Origin of the sequence: Botrimarina mediterranea (assembly GCF_007753265.1) — a bacterium.
Lineage (GTDB): Bacteria > Planctomycetota > Planctomycetia > Pirellulales > Lacipirellulaceae > Botrimarina > Botrimarina mediterranea.
In genome coordinates this window covers 3,389,582-3,410,346 of record NZ_CP036349.1, presented here as the reverse complement: position 1 = coordinate 3,410,346, position 20,765 = coordinate 3,389,582, and the positions used below count along the sequence as shown (strand labels likewise).

13 protein-coding genes are annotated in these 20,765 nt (G+C 63.6%); 6 read left to right on the top strand and 7 right to left on the bottom strand.

The annotated features are described in order from the left end of the window. Positions 1-154: 154 nt before the first annotated feature. Complete coding sequence (locus Spa11_RS13130; protein ID WP_145112946.1) at positions 155-1,852, bottom strand: alpha-L-fucosidase; 1,698 nt, start codon at positions 1,850-1,852, stop codon at positions 155-157. Positions 1,853-2,436: 584 nt separating this feature from the next. Between Spa11_RS13130 and Spa11_RS13125 the strand changes: the two genes are divergently transcribed. The 4 genes from Spa11_RS13125 to Spa11_RS13110 all read left to right on the top strand — a co-directional run bounded on the left by Spa11_RS13125 (position 2,437) and on the right by Spa11_RS13110 (position 7,623). Then, a complete protein-coding gene (locus Spa11_RS13125; RefSeq protein ID WP_145112944.1) occupies positions 2,437-3,438 on the top strand; it encodes a PEP-CTERM sorting domain-containing protein in 1,002 nt (333 codons plus the stop codon). Positions 3,439-3,526: 88 nt separating this feature from the next. Beyond that, the gene (locus Spa11_RS13120; protein ID WP_145112942.1) at positions 3,527-4,504 is read left to right on the top strand and encodes a hypothetical protein; all 978 of its coding nucleotides are present in this window, start codon (positions 3,527-3,529) and stop codon (positions 4,502-4,504) included. Positions 4,505-4,630: 126 nt separating this feature from the next. Next, on the top strand, positions 4,631-6,544 hold the full coding sequence (locus Spa11_RS13115) for an autotransporter outer membrane beta-barrel domain-containing protein (protein WP_145112940.1): 1,914 nt from the start codon (positions 4,631-4,633) through the stop codon (positions 6,542-6,544). A 77-nt stretch (positions 6,545-6,621) separates the two neighbouring features. Further along, positions 6,622-7,623, top strand: a complete 1,002-nt coding sequence (locus Spa11_RS13110) for a DUF1559 domain-containing protein (protein WP_197529376.1) — start codon at positions 6,622-6,624, stop codon at positions 7,621-7,623. A gap of 88 nt (positions 7,624-7,711) precedes the next feature. On the opposite strand, the gene Spa11_RS13105 is transcribed toward Spa11_RS13110, so the two are convergent. Then, a complete protein-coding gene (locus tag Spa11_RS13105) occupies positions 7,712-8,764 on the bottom strand; it encodes a glycoside hydrolase family 43 protein (protein WP_145112936.1) in 1,053 nt (350 codons plus the stop codon). Between the two features lie 360 nt (positions 8,765-9,124). Between Spa11_RS13105 and Spa11_RS13100 the strand changes: the two genes are divergently transcribed. Together Spa11_RS13100 and Spa11_RS13095 are read left to right on the top strand one after the other, a co-directional pair. After that, the gene (locus tag Spa11_RS13100) at positions 9,125-11,968 is read left to right on the top strand and encodes an FtsX-like permease family protein (protein WP_145112934.1); all 2,844 of its coding nucleotides are present in this window, start codon (positions 9,125-9,127) and stop codon (positions 11,966-11,968) included. Next, positions 11,958-12,737, top strand: a complete 780-nt coding sequence (locus Spa11_RS13095; protein WP_145112932.1) for an ABC transporter ATP-binding protein — start codon at positions 11,958-11,960, stop codon at positions 12,735-12,737. The genes Spa11_RS13100 and Spa11_RS13095 overlap by 11 nt, the downstream gene beginning before the upstream one ends. Positions 12,738-12,858: 121 nt before the next feature. Here the strand turns inward: Spa11_RS13095 and Spa11_RS13090 are convergent, their stop codons facing one another. The 5 genes from Spa11_RS13090 to Spa11_RS13070 all read right to left on the bottom strand — a co-directional run bounded on the left by Spa11_RS13090 (position 12,859) and on the right by Spa11_RS13070 (position 20,707). Further along, positions 12,859-14,382, bottom strand: coding sequence for a DcaP family trimeric outer membrane transporter (locus Spa11_RS13090; RefSeq protein ID WP_197529375.1), 1,524 nt, complete (start codon positions 14,380-14,382; stop codon positions 12,859-12,861). A gap of 252 nt (positions 14,383-14,634) precedes the next feature. Continuing rightward, positions 14,635-15,246 carry an HdeD family acid-resistance protein gene (locus tag Spa11_RS13085; protein ID WP_145112929.1) on the bottom strand — a complete coding sequence of 204 codons (612 nt, stop codon included), beginning with the start codon at positions 15,244-15,246 and terminating at the stop codon, positions 14,635-14,637. A gap of 137 nt (positions 15,247-15,383) precedes the next feature. Further along, a complete protein-coding gene (locus tag Spa11_RS13080; protein ID WP_145112927.1) occupies positions 15,384-16,238 on the bottom strand; it encodes a transglutaminase family protein in 855 nt (284 codons plus the stop codon). Between the two features lie 60 nt (positions 16,239-16,298). Then, positions 16,299-19,424: an efflux RND transporter permease subunit gene (locus Spa11_RS13075; RefSeq protein WP_145112925.1), complete on the bottom strand. Its 3,126-nt coding sequence runs from the start codon at positions 19,422-19,424 to the stop codon at positions 16,299-16,301. After that, positions 19,421-20,707: an efflux RND transporter periplasmic adaptor subunit gene (locus Spa11_RS13070; RefSeq protein ID WP_145112923.1), complete on the bottom strand. Its 1,287-nt coding sequence runs from the start codon at positions 20,705-20,707 to the stop codon at positions 19,421-19,423. Before Spa11_RS13070 ends, Spa11_RS13075 begins: the two co-directional genes overlap by 4 nt. Positions 20,708-20,765 lie beyond the last annotated feature (58 nt).

The window sequence follows — 20,765 nt, the reverse complement described above, 5'->3', positions numbered from 1 at the left end:
TTTCTGGGTTGGTTGAGGGATTTTCGAGTGGGGCCTCAAGACGCGTTCTAGGGCCATCCTCGTGCGTTCTAGAGGGGTCTGAGGGGGGTCGTCTTTCCGACGCGGGCAGAGCCGCCCTCGGCGGGTCGAATTTGGGAATCCGGCCAAGATTTTTTTACGGCGTGATGCGGAAGCCGACGGCGTGCTGGAGGCCCGTAGCGTTAGGGTAGATGATCGTCATTGCGTCTTCGTCTCTCGACCATTCAACCTCGGCGTCGGCGCCGAGCAACTCGACGCGCGCGGGTTCTTCCTCGAGCAGGGCCGCCGCCTTGCCGAGCGACGCGACGCGGACCTCGGCGCCGGGCTCGGGCGTGGTCAGCACCCAGACGTAGAGCGCGCTGTCCTTGCCGACGGTGAAGCGGAGGTCTTCAGTCGTGAACTCGAAGTCGGCTTGCTTCTTGCCGAGCGCGCCGCGCGGCAGCGTGCGGTCGCCTTCACGGAAGACCTTCCACGCCTTCGATCCGTAGATGCCCTCGCCGTTGACGCGCATCCACTCGCCGATCGAGGCGAGCATCTCCGGCGCGCCGGGATCGAGTCCCCCTTCGGGCGTCAGCGGTACGGAGACGGCGAAGTTGCCGTCGCGCGAGGCGAACTCTAATAGCGCGCGAACGACCGACCCGGCGTCGTAGTAGAAGCCGGGTTCGTAGAACCAACCGCCGATCGCCAGCTCACCCATCCAGGCGCGGTCGGCGCGCATCTCGGCGGGGACGCGGCTTTCTGAGGTCGAGGCGAGGCCGGTGCGGGGTTCGCTGAACTTGATGATTGCCAGCGTGTCGATTTTTCCACGTCGTTCGAGCGTGCGGTTGAAGTAGTCGGCGACCACGCGCTGCGCCGCGTCGCAGCGATAGCCCGAGCCGCTCTTCTTGCCGCTGAACGGTTGCGACGAGTTGCCGTCGGTGTAAATGAAGTCGGGGTCGTGCTGCTCGACCGCGTCCTGGATGCGTTGGGCCCACTGCGTGGCGTACTGCTCCGCATAAGGGAGGTGCTTCTCGAAGATGCCTTCGCGGCCGTGGGCGATGAGGTGGACGGGTTCGTACTCGGGGTAGCCTTCGAGCGGCCTGCCGTAGAGCTGCCGCGGATCGAGGCCGTCCCACCACTGGCCTTTGCCATCGGCGGCGGTGAGCAGGCCGTCGTAGGGGACGCCCTTTTTGTCGCCCTTGCTGTCGGCGCCGAACGCGGGCTGCCACCACCACCAAGTGTACTCGTGGTGGAACGAGACGCCGTAACGGATGCCGACCTCGCGCGCCGCCTTCGCCCACGCGCCGAGGAGGTCTTGCTTGGGCCCGACGTTCACCGAGTTCCACGGCTGATGCTTCGAGTCCCAGAGATCAAAGTTGTCGTGGTGCACGCCCATGACGACGGCGTAGCGGAAGCCGGCGTCGTGGAACATCTGCATGTAACGCTGCGCGTCGAATTTCGGCGTGCGCCACTGGTTGAGCACGTCCTTGTAGCCGAACTCCGAGGGGTGCCCGAAGTTCTTGCGATGGTTCGCGGCGGCTGGGTGGTCCTCCAGGTACATGTGCTTGGCGTACCAGTCGTTCGAGCGGCCGGCGGCCTGCGGGCCCCAGTGGATCCAGACGCCGAACTTCGCCTCGCGGAACCACTCGGGCGTGCCGGGATGGTTGGCGGAGATCGACTCCCAGTTGGGATCGAACGGGCCATCGGCGATCGGGAAGTCGAGCCTGGCGACCGAATCGACGCCGGGTTGCGCGGAGACCACGGGTAGCAACGCGGCCGTCGCGATGAGCGCGATCGTCCGTGAGCCAACAGCGGTGGCAGACTTAGCGCGTGCGCGGGCGGAATTGCAAATCATCGATGCAAGCTCGCAATAATGAGGAGGAGGTATTCAAGGTTAGGCTACGCCATCCCCCCAACGCCAAGGCGTCGAATCGGGCCGTCGTTGAAGCGGCAATGGTGTGCCATCCAGCTGCGGTGCGACACCGCGTGTCGCAAAAGAAGGCGGCTTCTCGACGTGCGATTATTCGCCAAGCAATTGCAAACTAAGCGACTTGCTTCAAGACGCGGGGTGAGTGACAACTGGACGCAAGTCGAAGGCGATTGCCGGACTCCCTTTTCGCGTTCTACTCACCAACGACCTCCTTTGAGATGGCGTTCGAGTCTGCTCTGCGTGAGTAGATGAATGAACTAATAGCAGCTTGGATTTCCTGAGGACGCACGAACGCTCGCTCGCTGGCGTGCGGTTCCGTTTCGCAAACCCAACTGAGTTTCGCTGCCTAAGCACAGCGGCGCCGAACTGTTCTTGCTATCGCATCGACGTTTGTTGACGACGCAGGGCTCTTCGATTTGCCCGACTACCTGATCTGGACCGCTCTCACCGCAGCAGCCGTTGCCCTGCGGTGGTCGCTGCTCCGTCACGTTGAACGACCAAGAGACACCATGAAGTGCAGCACGCTAGCAATCCTTGCGTCGGCCTTTTTGTTAGGCGGCGTCTTGATCTCCGATGTCGAGGCGCAGGTCTACCTGACCGCGACCGACGACGCCAACACGTCGAACGACACCAGCCGTGGTCCCTCGACGACCAACGACCGCGGTGACTTCCTTGAGATCCGGAACTTCGCCAACGACGCTTCCGGTTCCACCACCCGTAAGAAGGTCGGCGTCTTCAAGTACGACATCTCGTCGATCGATACGCGGCTCTTTCCGTTCGCCACATTGACAGGAACCTTCGCCAACGGCCGTGACGGCAACGGAACGTTCAACGTCTACGGCCTGAACGACGGCGAACAGAACCTCGACAACGTCCCCGACGGCTCGGTCGGAGAAGCCAACTGGTCGGAGAGTTCGCTGCGGTACGAACACGGCCTTGGTTTCGACCCCACGGTAGCGACGACCGCCGCTGGCGATCTCGGCATCGACCTGACGGAGGTGATGCTGCTCGGCACGATTACTCTGATCGACGGCGAACCGCTGCAATCGAACACAACCGACCTCAATCTTGACGCGTTCTTGGATGCGGACACCAACGGCGTCGTCAGTTTCTTTCTCGCCGATGAACGGGTCAACGAAGAGACCGGTTTGCCGATCGGGACCGAGTGGCGTCTGACGGCCCGTGAGGCGTCGGCGGAGAACAGCCTGCGACTGGCCTTCACCCCAATCCCCGGCGACACCGACCTGAGCGGCGTCGTCGATCTGGCGGACCTCGACCCGATCCGGACGAACTACAGCCTCGGCGGCCTTGCGTATACCGACGGTGACCTCAACGGAGACGGCGACGTCACGTTCGCCGACTTCCGTCTCTGGAAGACGGGTTTCCTCGATGCCGGCGGCTCGCTCGAGGGCGCCAATCTCGGCTTCTTGTCCGTCCCCGAGCCGACCTCCGCTGCCCTGCTGATGATCGCCGCCGCCGCGTTTGCCGGTAGCCGCCAGCGTCGCGTTTGATACGAGCCACTTCGCCTAACTTCAACTAATCGGCGGACCGTTCGCGCTGTCGGACACCGCTTGCGACACCGCCCTGAGGAACTTCTGGATGCACACGTCGCCTACACGCCGTCAGGTTACCACTCCGAAGCTGCTGGTCGCGGCCGCTGGGTTGCTGGCCCTCCCTCTGCTGTGCCTGTCCGCCAACGCGGCGGTGGTCGCCACCGCCGACCCGGCCGACGGGTTCGGTGAGAGCCCGGCGATTTTCACCGTCGATCCGTATGACACGGAGCAGTACTCCGGGAACGCGCAACGCGGTGTCGCCGGAGACCGCAGGTTGCGGCAGACCTTCCAAAACCCGGCGACGTTCAACGTCGGCGACATCACGCTGGCCTTCAACGGCGAGTCCGGTGGCGTCACCGGGATGACGGTCCGCATCTATGAGGTCGACGACGTGCTCGCCGGGGGCGATGACCAGTTCTCGCCGGCGAACCTGTTCCGCGAACTAACCTACGACGGCGTTGTGCCCGATTCGGCGACGCATCTGCGGCTATCGCTGACCGGCGCCACGGTCTTCTCGCTGCTGGCGCGTGGCTCGGAGTCGGATAGCTTGGGCTACGCCATCGAACTGTCGACGCGTTTCTCTTCGCCGTCGGACCCCTCGATCGGGCTGCTGACCTTCACCAATGACTCCGAAGGAAACGATGGCTACGCCAACGGGCGCTACTACACCGAGTCCGGCGCGTCGAATTCGGCGCGTGATGTCGGGTTGTCTTTCCTCGTCAGCACGCAGCCGACTTTCCTCCCTGGCGACACCAACGGCGACAACATCGTCGATATCGAGACCGACCTTCAAGCGATCGCAACGAACTTCCGCCAGACGGTCGTCGATATCGCCAGCGGCGACCTTAACGGCGACACACTCGTTGATTTCGACGACTTCCAGATTTGGAAGGACAACTACACCGGGCCGGTCCCGGCGGGCGCGCTGGCGTTCCTAACGGTCCCCGAACCGACCGCCGCGGCGGTTGCCGCGTTTGGCGTCATCGGTTGCGCGGCCCGCCGGCGTCGTGACAGCAGACGCTAGAAAGCCCTCTGCGACCGAGTTCAACGGATCCGACCGCTACGAGTTGACACCACTCCCAAACGCCAGTCCGGCGTCTCACAGCCGATGATCGAGCGACCTATGACCAGCGTCGAGAGGCGATTGAAAATGACTCAACGTGCTAAAGCTCCTGCCCTGCTCGCCGCCTGCATTGCAGCGGCCCTCGGGGTGACTCACCAAGCCGCGGCGCAGACGAACTATCAGTTCCGCGGCGACGGCATCCAGAACTTGCCGACGACGGCAGAGCCCGCGCCCAACGGCGATTGGAACCTCGACACCAACGGCGCTGGAACCGACGGCGAGTCGTACTGGTGGAGTTCGGGCTTGCAACTTAACTTCATCCCAGACCACGCGATCGGTGATGGCGAAAACGCTTACATCGAGAACGGCGGCTTGGCTTATGTGACGAGTGATGGTGGGATCTATCCGGGCCGGATCGTGATTGGCGAGGCCAGTGGGACATCCGGCGCCGTCGAGGTGCGCAGCGGCGGGGTGATGCGCGCCTTGGTCGGCGGGGCCGTCAACGGCAACATCACGGTGGGTAGCGCCAGCGGAACCGGCACGCTCACCGTGCTGCCGGGCGGGACGATGTCGGCCGAATCGAGCCTCGTCTCCGGCAACAACGCGGCGAACTCGATCGTCGTCGGCGGCGCCGGCGCCGGGACCGCGTCGCTTACGGCCGGCAGCGCCCAGCTGAACGCCGTAACGCACGTCTACTCGAACGCCAATTTCGCCGTCGGTGGCGCCCTGGCCTTCGGCTCGCAGGGCAATTCGAACTACATCGTTCAAGCGACCGGCAACAACGCCAGCGGCAAGATCACCGCCGGCGGCACGGCGAACCTCAATGGCTCACTGACGTTGGACATCGGTTACACGCCCGCCCTGGGCGACTCCTGGACGGTGTTGCAAGCCGACTCGTTCAACGGCAGCTTCTCCAGCATCAACTCGAATCTGTCGCTGGCGTACAACCAGAACCTCGTTGCGACCAAGGTCGCCTCGGGCGGCCAGATGGATTACAAGATCGGCCTGGAAGAGGTTCTCGTGCTCGAAGTCAATCGAGACACGGGCGTCGCTACGCTCACCCACCCGGGCTCGTCAACCGTTCAACTCGACGGTTATTTCATCGGCTCCGAAGGCGGCCTGTTGAACGCCTCGCCGAGCGCCTGGACCAGCCTGAGCGAAGGGGGCCAACTCGGCGCCGACTGGATCGAGACAGATCAGCGGGCTGACAACATCGGCGAATTGAAGATCGGCGCCGACGCCACCTTTGGCGCGGACGTCTCGCTGGGCGCGATCTACAACCCGCTGGCCGGCGAGTTCGGCGCCAATGTCGATGACCTCCAGTTCACCTTCCGTCGCTCCTCGGACGGCGCCCAAATCCCCGGCGTCGTTCAATACACCGGCTCGAAGGCCAATACCTTGGTGCTGCAGGTCGATCCGTCTGGCTCGGGCGACACGTTGCTCCGCAACACGTCGGCGACGACGGTCGAGATCGACGGCTACGAGATCCTCTCGGCCGCGGGGTCGCTCGACACGGCGGGCTGGACCGGCATCGACGGGGCGGGGACCGACTGGGTCGAAGCCATCAACAACAGCGCGAATCAACTTGTCGAGTTCAACACCACCGGGTTCACAACGTTGGCGCCCGGCGCCACGCTCAACCTCGGCGAACTCTTCGATGGCAGCGCCCAAGACCTCGACTTCAACTTCCTGCTGATGGGCGAAGAGGAAGCGACCGCGGGCGTGGTGGTTTACGAAGCCTATGTCCCGCCGGCGGGAGACTTTAACAACGACGGCATCGTCAACGCCGCGGACTACACGGTCTATCGGGACAACTTGGGCGCCGCCGGCCTGCCGAACGACAACGGTCTGGGGACCGTTGGAGAGGCTCACTACGAGCTGTGGCGGGACAATTACGGCGCCACCTCCGGCGCGGCCTCGTCGGTCGCTAGTGCGGTCCCCGAGCCGTCATCGGTTGCGATGGTCGTCGTGATGCTCGGACTGGCTGCTCGACGCCGATGAGAGTCGGAATACTGTCGCCAAGGCCGCTCGCAACGGTTGGCGCAAGCGTGGAATACTACGGAGAAGGCAAGATGCAAGTGGAAGGTAGATCGCAACGCCGCAACGCGTTTACCCTGGTCGAACTGTTGGTGGTGATCGCGATCATCGGCATCCTCGTGGCGCTCCTGCTGCCGGCCGTGCAGGCCGCCCGTGAGGCGGCGCGGCGGTCGCAGTGTCTGAACAACTGCCGGCAGATCGGGCTGGCGATCCACATGTACCACGACTCGACGAAGGAATTGCCGCCCAGCCGGATGTGGGACGGCGGGTTCACTTGGGCCGGCGTCGTGCTGCCGTACATGGAGGAAGCGGCGATCAGCAACGCCGCGGACTTCACTCGCAACTTTAGGGATCAGCCGGACTTGGTTAAGGAAACGGTCGTTCCAACGTTCCTTTGTCCTTCCCGTATCCACGAACAGCCGCTGAACTACTTAAAGTCGGAAGTGATTCCGTATATCCAAACTCCCACCGGCGGCGCCGTCAACGGCGCGGGGAGCACGCGAGGCATTCAAGGCGACTACGCCTGTGTGTCGAGCACCTTCCGCTCTGGCAACGGTGGTTTTGATCACGTCTTCGATGGCGCAATCATTCTGCCGAAGTCGTTGCCAGGGAACCGGTTCAAGTCGCGGACTAAACTGTCAAAGATCATTGATGGCACGTCGAAGACGCTGATGGTCGGCGAAAACTCTTATTGGCTCGCAGCGCGAGTTTCGATCTACGACGGTCTCGACAACCCGGGCGCGATACTTGGACTGGGAGCTCTGAGCCGAGTAAAGAGTGCTCTTCCCGATGGTGGGCGCGGCGTGGATTTCAGTCGTCGGGAGGGAGGCAGCGTTTCGCAAGTTCCGAAGCAATACCCTGGTGAAGGCTGCGAGTCCGGCGCCGGTTGCAACGCTTGGTTCGGCGGTGATCATCCCGGCGTCTTGATCACCACACTCTGCGATGGCAGCACACGCACGATTCAGAAGGACGCCGACCTGGCGATTCTCGAGTGCTTCGTCACCCGTGCCGGCGAAGAGACCTACAGCCTCGAAGACCTGTAAGCGGTCCGGCGATCACTGACGCCGTACCTCTACTTCCGACGGATCAGCGGCCTTCTTTGAACGTACGAGCGGCGGCGAAAGTGACACATCACCGTTGAATCGCCGGCGTCAACTCGACCGGCGCCACTGTGGGTCCCACGCAACGGGGGCCGTAGGGCGTCCACACGATCGGATCGATGCACATCTCGCGACGCGTCATATTCGGGTCCCAGGCATGGTAGACCGCGACATCGGTCTTGCCGTCGGTCGCTTTGACGATTGAGTGATGCCCGGGGCCGCGCACGAGGTCCGTGACGCCGCGCAGCACGCGGGCGTAGCGGCCTTGGTCGCTGTAGTCGCCCATCACTGAGTCGGCGACCACGTAGTCCACGCCGTAGTTGGTGGTGCCGAAGTTCGAGCCGCTATAGAAGCAATAGTACTTGCCGTCACGCTTGACGACCCAAGGCGCCTCGATCGTGTGCCAATCGAACATCTTGTCGCCGAGCATCGGCATCGCGCGGTTGGCCTCGAAGAGGGTCCAGTCGTGCCGCGCGCGGACGACAACCTTGGGATCGCCGGCGAGTTCCGTCATGTCGATAAGCCGGTCAACGACGATGCCCGTCCCGGCGCGGAATCCCGCGTCGGTGTCGGTGAAGTCCTTGGCGTAGAAGAAGTACCACTGGCCGTCGTCGTCTTCATAGGGGTGTCCATCGATGAAGAACGGCGCGCCGGCGCCGTCCTCGAGCGGGAGTCCGTTGTCTTTGTACGGCCCAAGCGGCGAGTCGCTCGTCGCAACGCGAATCTCGAAGTTGAGATCATGGAGCGTGCCGACGGAGTAATAGAGGTAGAAGACACCGTCGTGGTAGGCGACTTCTGGCGCCCAGTATTGCTTGTTGTTGTCGTCAGTGGGCGGCGCCAACGCGCCGCCGTGGTCGGTCCAATTGACCAGGTCGGTTGAGCTGAGCACCCGGAAGACTCGGCCGTCCGCCAGTCGGTCGGCGCCGGTCGTGCCGAAGGCATAGTAGGTCCCTTCGTGGACGAGCACGCCGGGGTCGGGCATGCCGCCCGAGTAGACGGGATTCGTGTAGGTCGCTCTTTCTTCTGCGGACGCCGCTCCAGCAAGAGCCAACAGGGCGAAAACAATTGAACAGGCGCGAGTCATAGGAGAGTTGGTTAGGCAAGCGAGCGAAAAGGATTGCGTTGCAAGGTGATAGCCGGGCCAGTGCCCATCACAGACGCCGGCGACGAAAGTTATTCTACCTGAGGCTCGGAGATGGTTCGACCAGCCCAAAACCCCCAGGATTTCAACAGGAGCGGAGTCGATTGCCTCGACACCGTGTCGATTTCAGCGACGCGGCGGCAACCCGTTCTATCTCTATTGAGATCGAAATTAGGTGGAAAGCAGTAAGTGATCGAGGTCGCTGGCGCCTGTCCGCGGTCCGTAGCGATAGGATCGCTGATTCGTTGAGAGGGAGAGTGTTCTCAAGCGTCGAGATGTGGGGCAATCGATCCGAGCGAAGCGATGTCGAGTTCTGCGGTCCGTCTCCTGCTTGCCGCCAAACTTAGGTCACACCCGGGTCGCTTCATCGCGGCTGGTGTGGCGATCGCGTTCGCTACGGCGCTACTGCTTGCCGCTCTGATTGGGCGGCAGGCCCTCCGCGACCAGACGCCACGCGCGGCGCAAACCCTGCTGGGGCCCGCGGAAGTGCATCTGGCCGCGACCGACGCGGTGCATCCGTTTGTGGAGAGCGGTCTCATCGAATCGCTGCGCGCCGACCCCCGCGTTTCGTTTGTCGCTACCGCTGTGACAGTGCGGGCCGTCGATCTACCGGGACTCGAATCTGGCGAACTCGACACGGAGACTTTCTACAGTCTGGGAGACGGGGGCATGGGCGGTTGGATTCCGGGGCGACGTGACGCCTTTGTGGCTTGGGATGACGACAAGCCGCGCGGCCCCGTCGCCAGCGGGCGCCAGCTGGCGACGGGCGAGTCAGACCTCATCGAGATCGCGGTCCCGTCTGTTATCTGGGGGCAAAGCGTCGGTTCTTGGCGGCTCTTGGAAAGCGACACCGGCGTTCATGCCGCGCGGGTTGTAGGAATCTTGCCGACCGACATGGCGATGGTCGCGTCCCCGCCTGGGATTCGCTTGACGGCGCGGCAGATCAGCGCTTCGGCCGCCCTCAAGTTAGCCGGACGGTCGTTGCCACCTTCCGATGCACGGGTCTACCTGCAACATGCTGAAGACAAGGTCGTTTTCCTAGCCGATTGGCGACCGCGGTTGAGAGACCGCGCCGGTCGGCTCGAATTCTGGGACAGCACGTCGCTTCAAGAAGCCGCCCTGCGCGGCCCCGCGGCGGAATCGGCCCGGCTTGCCGTGCAATCAGCTGTACTTCTCGCCGGCGCCTGTGTCGTGTGTATCGCCTTGAGCGTACAGGGAAACGCTGTCCGCGAACGCGCCGCACAGTCGAGCTTGTTGCGATGCCTGGGGGCGAATCGAAAGATACTCGCGATGCTGGTTCTCGCAGAGGCCATCACCATGGCCGCCATTAGCGTGCTGGGAGCCGTCCTTTTGGTGTGGGCGGCGATGGCTGGATTGGCGGCTTACCTCCCGATGCTGCGGGTCCCTTCAATGCCCGATCTGGCGAGCATCGCCATGGCCGCCGGTGTGACATTGCTAGGAGTGCTGGCCGGAGCTGCTTGGCCGGCGATCGCTGCAACGAGAAGGCTGCCCGGTGATTTTGACGTGGAGCAAGACGATCCCGAGAGGGTTGCACGGTTCGCGAATCGTTCGGCGATCACCGGGGTCTCCATTGCCGCGCTAGCTGCTGCGATGATCTCAGCCACGCCTGCCCAGTCCTTCACGAGGGCTGAGCTCCTCTCATGGTTCGGCGTTCCTTGCCTCGCACTGACGGCACTGCTCGCCACACCGCTAATCATCCGCTGGACGAGCCGACTCTTGGTGCGTCCCGTCGGAGTTCTTACGAGAACCGAGTCGCTGGTGCTTGCCGATCATGTTGCCGCCGACGGCGCCCGCAGCGCCGGGGCAGTGATCGCGATCGCGATCGGACTGGGTGGATTCATTTGGATGCTCTGCTGGGGCGCATCGATGCTGGAGTCGTTCATCATCGACCCCGCCATTCCGCGCTGGCTCGTTTCGATCCACCCGTACGGCCTTGATAGGGACGAGGCCATGGAGTTGTTATCCAAGCCCGAGTTCGAGGAGTATCACCCGCTTACGCTTGTAGACACGCACCTCAATAAGGCTGACATAGCGATCCCGACGCTAGTCATGGGGATCGATGTCGAGCGTTCGCTAGGGAGAGAGCCCGGCAGCTTACCGTTTGAGTTTATCAATGGTGATCGCGAGTCCGCGGAAGCCGGGCTCAAGCGAGGCGACATGTGTCTCGTCAGTGCTTGGTACGCGGCTAGCCACCGCACGAGAGTCGGCGATCGTCTGTCCGTCGCGACTCCTTCAATCGATGGACGTGCGGAACGCACGTATCGAGTCGCCGGGATCTTGGAACTACGCGGTTGGCGGATGGCGACAAAACTGAACAAGGTCCGGCTTCACGGCGATAAGCACACCGCCATGCTTGTCCTTGACGCCAATGCCGTGAGACGGGACTTCCCTGTCGCGGATGTGAATTATCTGCTGGGTGACACGCTGCCAATTGCCGACGGAAGCCCTTCGAGATTCCGCAGTGATCTCTCGAAGGACGAGGCGTACGCGCGATCCCGCGACGATCGTATCGCGATCGAATCGGTGATCGCAGAGGCGATTGATTTAAAGCGACCCGTCGAGCACCGACCCGACGGCGAGACCGTCGTCGTAGTGGAAGAGCGAGTCGTGCAAGTTGACGGCCTCGACCGTACCCGCGCGTCGTTGCGCGGCGATTGGGGCGGCGCCGCGGTGAAGCGGATGGGTCAGGCGCCGCTACTGGTGCTAGGCCTCAGCCTGCTCTCAGTTAGTGGCGCCCTTGTGGGTGCGTTCCAAGCACGGTCGCGCGAACTCGGCGTCTTGCGCTGCTGCGGCTTGACGCGTTGGGGCTTAGCCCGATTAACGATTGCCGAAGCGTTGCTATTGGGCGCTGCGGCGATCCCTGTTTCGGTGCTGCTGGGTGGAGTTGGGGCGGCGATGATGCTCGAGGTGCCAGCGTCGTGGGCTACCGGCTTGATTTTGCCGGCATCCAGCCAACGCAGACCGTTCCTTGGTCTTGGTTGTGGCCAGGCGTCGCCGCCACCGCCATGGTCTGTAGTCTCGCGGCCTTGTGGGCGGCGTATCGGGTCGGTAGGACAACGCCGGCTTCGATCATCAGCGCCGCGCGGCGAGGTTAGGTTAATTCAGGCAGGTCGAAGTGGTCTCTAACGCCCGCAGTTCAGTCCTTGTCGCTTCAGGGATCCGCAAATCGTACGGCAGTGGCGATGCCATCGTGCGCGCCGTGGCGGGTGTTGATATTACTCTCCGTGCGGGCGAGATCGTCGCCGTCATGGGAGCCTCTGGGTCCGGGAAGACGACCTTACTCCATCTACTCGGTGGACTAGTCCGCGCGGACGGCGGCGTCATCCGTTGTGGGGATCGCGACTTCGCCACGCTATCCGACGCCCAGCTGACGGCGCTACGGTGCAGTGAGATAAGTATCGTTCTCCAATCCTACAACCTGTTGCCGACGCTGACGGCTCTCGACAATGTCGCGCTGCCACTACTGCTTAGTGGAAAGAGTCGTGCGCGGGCGCGCGAGCTAGCGAGCGACAAGCTGTCGCAGGTTGGCATGGCTGGGCACGGTGGTCGGCGACCGCCGCAACTCTCCGGGGGAGAGCAACAGCGGGTCGCAAGCGCTCGGGCACTAGTGAATGAGCCGCGTATCTTGTTGGCGGACGAGCCCACCGGAAATCTTGATCGCAAGAACGCCGAATCGGTTTGTCAGTTATTGCAGCAGGTTGGCGCCTCGGCAGGTCGCGCCGCGGCGATCGTTTCGCATGACCCTGTCGTCGCCTATCATGCCGATCGTGTTATTGTGCTGGTCGATGGCCAGCTTGTCGACAGCTTCTCCCGCAACGAGATCCTCGGCGCCGAAGACTTGGCGCCGCGCTACCTGTCTGCGACGACATCTAACACCGCGGGCTGCGACCGTTAGTGCCAGCAACGATTATGCCTGAACCGCCTTTCGTCCGCAGTGGCGTTAGCACCGAGGCATTGCTGACCTATGCCTGTTGTAGACCGAGCTGAAGACTCGTAGGCGCGCAGCGTCAGGCGGCCTAGAAATTGTACTGCACCATGCCGTGTAGGCGTTGGGCGTCGGCGGATTGGCCATCTTCGTTTTGACGTTCACCCCACATCAATTCAGTCGCGATCGCTAGTCGCGGCAGCGGGATCCACCACAGGCTCGCCGCGACGTACTGTGCGCTGGCGTACGTGCCTCCGGCCGCGAAGGCGCTGTTATCGACGTCCACCTTGCCGAGGGTGAAGTTCGATAGCCACTGGGCGTTGTACCAATGCTCGTAGCTGAAGTTCCAGCCAAGCGCCTCGACGAGCTCGATGTCGCCGGTGAGCGGGTTGACTTGGCCGTCGAGACCCTGCCCCGCCAGGTCGTTCAAATAACGTCCCACGCCTGGGCCCCAGGTCGCCTGCATCAACAACCGGCTACGCGTCCACCCCGAGGGGTCGGGGTCGTGGACAGGGTCGGTGCCCATCAAGACGGCCCACGGGTGCATCACCACGCTGCCGCTCACACCGGCGGCCGTCTGACGGGTGACCGCCTCGCCCGCAGGGCGATAGCCGACGCCGCGAACCAAGGCGCCGAGCTGGGCGTGGCCCCGTGTGCGCTGGTAGCGGACATGTGTCGTAAAGTCGGGGACGTCTTGGACCGCCGCGCCGAGCGCCGGATCGAACGTGATGTCAGAGAACGGCCGCTCGATCGCCCCCGCCCAAAAGAGATCGTCGCACACCGGCAGCGTGACGCGGGCCGAGGGCTGGCGTTGATTGGCCCAGCTGTTCGGCCCCTGGAAATCGACGAGGCTCGGCCAGTTCGTGCCGTCCATGAACGCCGAGTTCTGCTGCCCGAAACGGAAGTAGCCCACATCGATGAAGGCGTGTCGCAGTCGGAATGGATTGCCCCCACCGCCGGCCGCTTGCGGCGCGCCGTTGAAGAAGTCCCCCTCGACAAACGTGTGAACCGTCAGGTCCTCGTAGTCGGTGGGGGTCCAAGACTCGAAAGCGATGCGGCTGGCGCGGCCGCTCATATTGAAGTTCTGCCCCGCGCGCTGCGCGACGGGGATCGTGTTGGTGACGAACGAGTCGGTGCTGCCGACCGGGTCGAAGTCCATCAGCGCGCCGAGGCGAACGAACCCCCGCAAGCGGAACGACGTGTTCGTGCCCGGCGCCAAGAACGAGCCGGGATAGATGCCGCGGACAACAAGGTCGTCCCGCTGGTCTTCGGTCACTAGCGTCGGCGGCGCAAGACGGGCGTACTCCGGCACGGCCGGTCCCTCTTGCTGCTCGCGCGGCTGATATCCGGGCGGGCCGTAGTCGGCGATCGGTCGGACGGCGCCCTCGTCGTCACGGTACGGACGCGGCGAGTAATAGTACGCCGGCAGATCATCGGCCAGCGGGTCGTTGTCCAAAGCGCCCGGGACGTTCTGGGCGTTCAGGTAGTCGTACTCGTACTGAAGATTGCCCGTCGAAGTCTCGACCGGGGCCCGAGAGGGACCGGCGTCGGCGCCGAGCGGGTTGGAAAGCGGGGCCACGTCCGGCGACTGCGCATCGGTTGGGCGCGCAGCCATGGTCGTGCTGAAGAGCATCAGCGCCGTGATTGCTGCTCGCACCATCGCCCACCCCCTGATAGGCAGCCCCGCGCCCACTAGGCTAGACCGTCGTCTCAGCCATCGGCGCCGCCGGCAGATCGGCGTGAGAAGATATAGCGGATGGAGGGGCGTTTCAGCGCAAGAGGTTTCGCTCCTGGTATCGCTGCAAGCAACGCCGCTAATGCGTTCAGCGTCAGCACTGCCTACTCAGCGTCGATCTCGGGGGCGAAGTCAACTCTCTACCGCGGTGTGGGAGACACGCGCTGCGCCGCTGCGACGGAGACCAATCGCCAGCATCACCCAGGCCCAGCCGTTGAAGACGAGGTCGATGCCGATGAACAGCCCTATGACCCACAGGCCCGAAGCCGGCCACTGTTTGTAGATAAACAGGCCCAGCATGAAGGTGATTGCGCCGTTCACCAGAACCCATCCCCGACCGGGGAATTGCTCACTAACCGCGAACACCACACGGAAGGCGCCCGAGATCATCAAGAAGATGGCGATGATCAGCGTGAGCTGAATCGCGGCGCTCTCGGGTTGGTCGATGATCATCATACCGACCAGCGCGTAGAGGACGCCGATCAGGAGATGGACCAACATGCCGCTCCACCGACCGACCCAGAACGAGCCGATGATCTCGCCGATGCCGGAGGCCAGCATCAAGAAGCCAAACAGCCAAGTGATCGAGAACGTCACCTCGGTGATGCACGACCAGCCCAGGGCGACCAAGCCCGCGACGATCATCGCGACGCCAAGCCCGAGGAACCAGCCCCAGTAGCTGCGGAGCGCTGCGAGCTCGCTGGCCAGGACGTCTTTGAGTGCGCTGTGTCGGGCTGCGTCCATGATGAGGGCTTGATTGCTGGAAGGGTGGCTGAGGCGTTGTCCGGATCTGTCTAGCTGAGAGTCTGACCGCCGGGATAAGTGAAGTCTAGCTTACGCGTCCCCGGGCTCGCCGATCGCGCCGAGGTCGGGGCTCAGGGCTAGGGGACCGAGACCACTTGCACCGAGACTTCCATCCCCTCAAAGGCGTCGCCGGGGCCGTCCCAGCTGCCCGCCAGGGGCGCGGCTTGTTGCTGCTCGCGGGCCACCGCGACAGGGATGTGCTCGATACCGGCAAGCTTGTTATTGGTGGGGTCGAAACCCCGCCAGCCGGCGCCGGGCAGATAGACCTCGGTCCAGGCGTGGGTCGATCCGTGCTGCCCTTCCTCAAGCCGCACGTAGCCCGAGACGAAACGGGCGCCGAAGCCCCAGTAGCGGGCCGCTTCCATCATCAGAACGGCGTAGTCGCGGCAAGAGCCGCCACCAAGCGCGAGCGTCTCGTGAGGGAGCTGCACGCCCGGCTCATAGCGCTCTCGGTAGTTCAGGGTCTGGTAGATGTGCGTGTTGAGTCGGTTGAGGAGATCGTAGGTGTCAATCAACTGGCCGGGCTGGTAGAGCGAACTGAGCCAATTGTGCAGCGCCGGGCCGTCGAGCGGGTAGCTCGGCAACCGGTAGGGCACCAGCGCGACCTGCTCTTCGGCGGAGTACTGAAATGGGTACAGGCGGGCGATCGGGTCGATCAGGCACTCGATTCGGATGTCGTCCAGCAGTTCAACCTCAATCTGTGTGATCAGACGCAGCAGCGTTGCGGGCTCGGCGAACGTCAGCACCGCCACCGAGTTCCCCTCGATGTCCAGCAGCCAGCGGACATCCGCCTTGGGCTCAATCTCGACCGACGCCGCCAGCACCCGCAGCTCATGCGAGGCCCGCGGCCGCAGCATCGCGCGGTGGGTCCCGAACGAGACGGGTACGCTGTAGCGATACGCGGTCTTGTGGGTGATGCGCAGTCGGGGCATGGCTCGTGGTGGGCGTTGGCTTCGTAGAACACTTTGTGATCGCTCTTCTTCCGCCGGGCACTACTGGGCTTTCTTCGTCGTCGGCGCGTGGATGCCGAAGAAGATCGCGTAGAGCACCGGCGTGACAATCAGCGACAGCACCGCCGCGAACGACAAGCCGAACATGATGCACACCGCCATCGCGCCGAAGAACGGGTCCTTCAGCAGCGGGATCATCCCGAGCACCGTCGTGATCGCCACCATGCAGACGGGCCGCATCTTGGCGGCGCCGCCGTCGAGGATCGCCTCGTAAGGGTCTTTTCCTTTACTGCGCTCGGTGAGGATCTTGCTCAGCACGACGATTTGGTTCTTGATCTGCTCACCCCCCAAAGCGAGCACGCCTAGCAGCGCCATGAAGCCAAAGGGCATGCCGGTCAGCAGTAGGCCGGCGGTGACCCCAATCAAGGCGAGCGGCATCACGAGCCAGATGAGCAGCGTCGCACGGAACGAGTTGAAGATCGCCACCACAATGAACACCATCAGCGCCAGCATCACGGGGATCGACTGTGCGAGCGCGGCGCGGGCGTCGCGGGAGTTTTCGTACTCGCCGCCCCATTCGAGCGTGTAGCCTTCGGGGATCTCGATCGCTTCGATCGAATCGCGCACGCGGGCGAACAACTGGCTCGGCAGCCCCATACGGGGGTCGCCGTGCACCGTAAGTGTTGGGAAACGGTCGCGGCGCATCACGATCGGGTCTTCCCATACCACTTCGGAGCCCGAACTGACCTGACTGAGCGGGATCATCCGCCCGGCGACGGGGCTCCAGACTTGCACGCTGGCCACAGCGCTGGCGTCGTTGCGCTCGGCGAGCGGAGGCCGCGCGATGATCGGCAACAGGCGGGTTTCTTGCGGGAACTGGCCCGTGGCGGAGTCCCCCGGCTCGCGGAAGAAGCCGACCCGGCGTCCCTCGAAGCTGCTCTCAAGCGCTCGGGCCACGTCGATGCGGTTGATACCGTTGCGGCGAGCTTGCAGGTCGAGCAGCGTGGGGCGGATCACCTTGACCGGCTCGCGCCAATCGCTCCGCACGCAGAGAGCGTCCCCCTCTTCGCGGAGTATCCGCTGCGCCTCGTCGCCTAGTTGCTTGAGCACGGCGGAGTCGGGCCCGCGGAAGCGGGCCTGGATGCGACCTCCCTCGCCGGGGCCTAGCAAGAACTTCTTCGCGATCGCGTTGGCGTCCGGGAATCCGTCGTCGAGCTTTCCCTGGATGTCGCCAATCAACGTGTCGATGGAACGCCAGTCGTCCACCTCTACCAAGAGCTGCACGTAGGCGGAGTTCTCGTTCTCGGGCGAGTAGACCAAGAGGAATCGCGGTCCGCCGCCGCCGATGAAGGCTGTGACGTGCTTAACGCCGTCTTCGGCGCGGATGAGGGCCTCAACGTCCGCGGCGAGGTCTTCCGTTTCACGGATATGGGTGGCTGCAGGCAGGAAAACATCGACCAAGAACTGCGGCCGCGTGGCGGGAGGGAAGAAACTATGGGTCACTTTGCCGAATCCAATGACCGACGCGACAAAAGCGGCGATCGAGATCACCACCACTAGCCAACGGTACCGCAGCGCCAGGATTAAAAGGTTCCGGTAGATACGGAACGGCAGGCTGTCGTATGCGCTTGCCTTGTTCGGATTGGCGGCGCCGCCAGATGCGGCGTCGGCGGCGCCTGCCGTGGGGCTATAGATTAAGTAGCTCAACAGGGGCGTGATCGTGATCGACGACACCCAGCTGAGGCTCAGCGCAATCAGGATGACCCAGAACAGCGACTGCGTGTACTCGCCTGTACTGTCCTCTGACAAACCTATAGCGGCAAACGCGATGACGCCGATCGCCGTCGCGCCGAACAGCGGCCATTGGTTTTCCGCCACGACTTCGCGGACGACATCGATCTTGTTCCGGCCCGCCTCAATGCCGACCTTGATCCCCTCGATCACGATGATCGCGTTGTCAGTCAGCATGCACAGCGCGATAATCAGCGCGCCGAGCGAGATCCGTTCCATGAGGATGTCGCCGTCGGCGTGCATGACGAAGAACGTTGACATAATGGTGAGGAACAGCACGACGCCGATGATCAGCCCTGTCTTGCGGCCCATCGCCAGTAGCAGCACGACGAAAACGATGGTGACCGCCTTGAGCAGGTTGAAGATGAACTCGCCGGTGGCTAGGCTGACGGCTTCGGGCTGGAAGTTGACTTCGCCGATCTCGATGCCAAGAGGCTGCAAATGCTCGAGCTGCGCGAGCTTAGCGCGGATCGCCTCACCGAGTGTGACAACGTTGCCGCCCTGGATAGTGGAGATGCCGAGGCCGACCGCCGACTTGCCATCGAACTTCAGCAGGCGCCGCGGTGGGTCTTGATCGCCACGCACGAGGGTCGCAACGTCGCCCAACGTGAGCTGCCGGCCAGTGCTATCCGAGCCGATCACGATCTGCAGCATCGCATCGACCGTCTCGAACTCGCCCTGCGGGTCGATCGGGATGTGCTGGTCGCCGACCCTCACGCGGCCGCCATCAGCGGCGACGTTCCGCTCCTGGAGTTTGGCGTAGAGCTGCTCTTCATTGACGCCCAGCTGCGCTAAACGGTGGCGGCTGATCTCGAGGAACACCACTTCTTGCTGGGCGCCGAAGAGCTCGATGCTCTTCACCCCGGGCACCGACAGCAACTCGCGACGGAGGAACTCCGTGTACCGGCGGACCTCGGGGAACGAGTACCCCTCGCCGGTGATCGCGAAGAAGATTCCGTACACGTCGCCGAAGTTATCGACGACGATCGACGCCCCCCGCGCTGAAGGAGGGAGCTGCGGCTGTACGTCGGCGATCTTACGGCGCAGCTCGTCCCACACTTGCGGGATACGGTCGCGGTCGTAGCGATCCTTGATGACCGCCGAGACGACCGACCGCCCGCGGAGCGACTCGCTCGTCACGCGCTCAAGCTGACCGAGCTGCTGGACGGCGGTTTCGATCGGGTTGGTTACTTCCTGCGCAACTTCCTCGGCGCTGGCCCCGGGGTAGAGCGTGATGATCCGCGCTTCTTTAATGGTGAACTCGGGGTCTTCCAGACGCCCGATGTTCATGTACGCGGCGATGCCGCCGGCGAGCAGGAGCGCCATTGCCGCGAAGACAACTCGGCTGTTGTTGACGGATACGACACCAGGGTTCATTGTGCGGTAACCCCCAACGCGTCGCCCAGATCACGCACTTTCATGCCTTCGCGGAGGAAACTCGTCCCGGCCGAGGCGATGCGTTGACCCGGTTCGAGTCCTTCGAGGACCTCGACCTGCCCACCGGTCACTTCTCCTAGTTTCACCTGTCGCGGAGCGACTTTGCCTTCGTCGTCGAGCACCCACGCCACCTGCCGACCCGAAGCGTCCTTCGATACCGCGGTGACGGGCGCCAGGATGCGATTTCCCAGCACCGCCGCGCGGCGGAACGATGCGGTTACGGTAGCCGTCATGCCGGGCAGCACTCGGACGCCTTCGGGCGCCTGCATGACGACGCGCACCTGGAAGGTTTGCGTCACGGGGTCAGCGGACTGGGCGACTTCCCGGATGGTGACGGGGAACTCGATCCCCGGTGCGCCAGTAAACCGTGCGACCATCGAGACGATCTCCGCGGTGCGGATGTCGGCAGCCATGATGCTCTCGGGAACGTCGAGGATGATCTCGATCTCGTCCACGTCTTGGAACCGCACGACGCGCTGCTTTGCCTGGACGTTCTCGCCTTGTTCGACAAACCGCTGGGCGATCACGCCGTCGAACGGCGCCCGCAACGTGCAGTCGTCGAGTTGTAGCTGCGCCTCGACCACTTGGCCTTCTAAGCCCCGAAGATCGGCGCGTCGGGCGAGCACTTCTTCCTCCCGCGCCATGCCGGCTTTCTCTAGGATCTGTAGCGACGCTTGGTAGGCTTCGTCTGCAACTTGGACGGCGGTCTCCGCCTGGTCGTACTGGGCGCGGCTGATCGCGCGGCCCGGCAGCAAGCGGGCGTATCGCTCGTACTCGGTCTGGGCGTTAGCTAGTCGGGCGCGGGCGCTGCGCAGATCCGCTTCGCGACGCAGTCGCTCTTCGGGGCGTTCGCCGGCAAGCGCCGATTGCAGTTCTGCCCGGGCGCGGTCGAGACGTCCCATCAGGGCTTCGAGTCGCGCCTGGAACTCGTCGGTCCGCAGTTGTGCGATCATGTCTCCAGCGGAAACTTCTTGGCCTTCTTTGACTGGAAGCTCTGTTATCACGCCGGCCACCTGAAATGCCAGCTCAACACGGCGAGACGCCTCGACGCGGCCCGGGAAGACGCGGGTATGCGCATCTTCCCATGCGGAGACGGTGACGGTCTTCACCGGGCGAGGCCGATCGACCCGGACGGGCTCGGGCTGCTCGCAGCCTGCGATCAAACTGACGGCGGCTAGGGTTAACAGTCCGCCCGGCGTGGGGCGGGTCGGGGCGTGCCGCATGGGCCTGCTTCCAATCGTGTGAAGACAACGGGGAGAAGACGACAGCGAATTCGAGTGC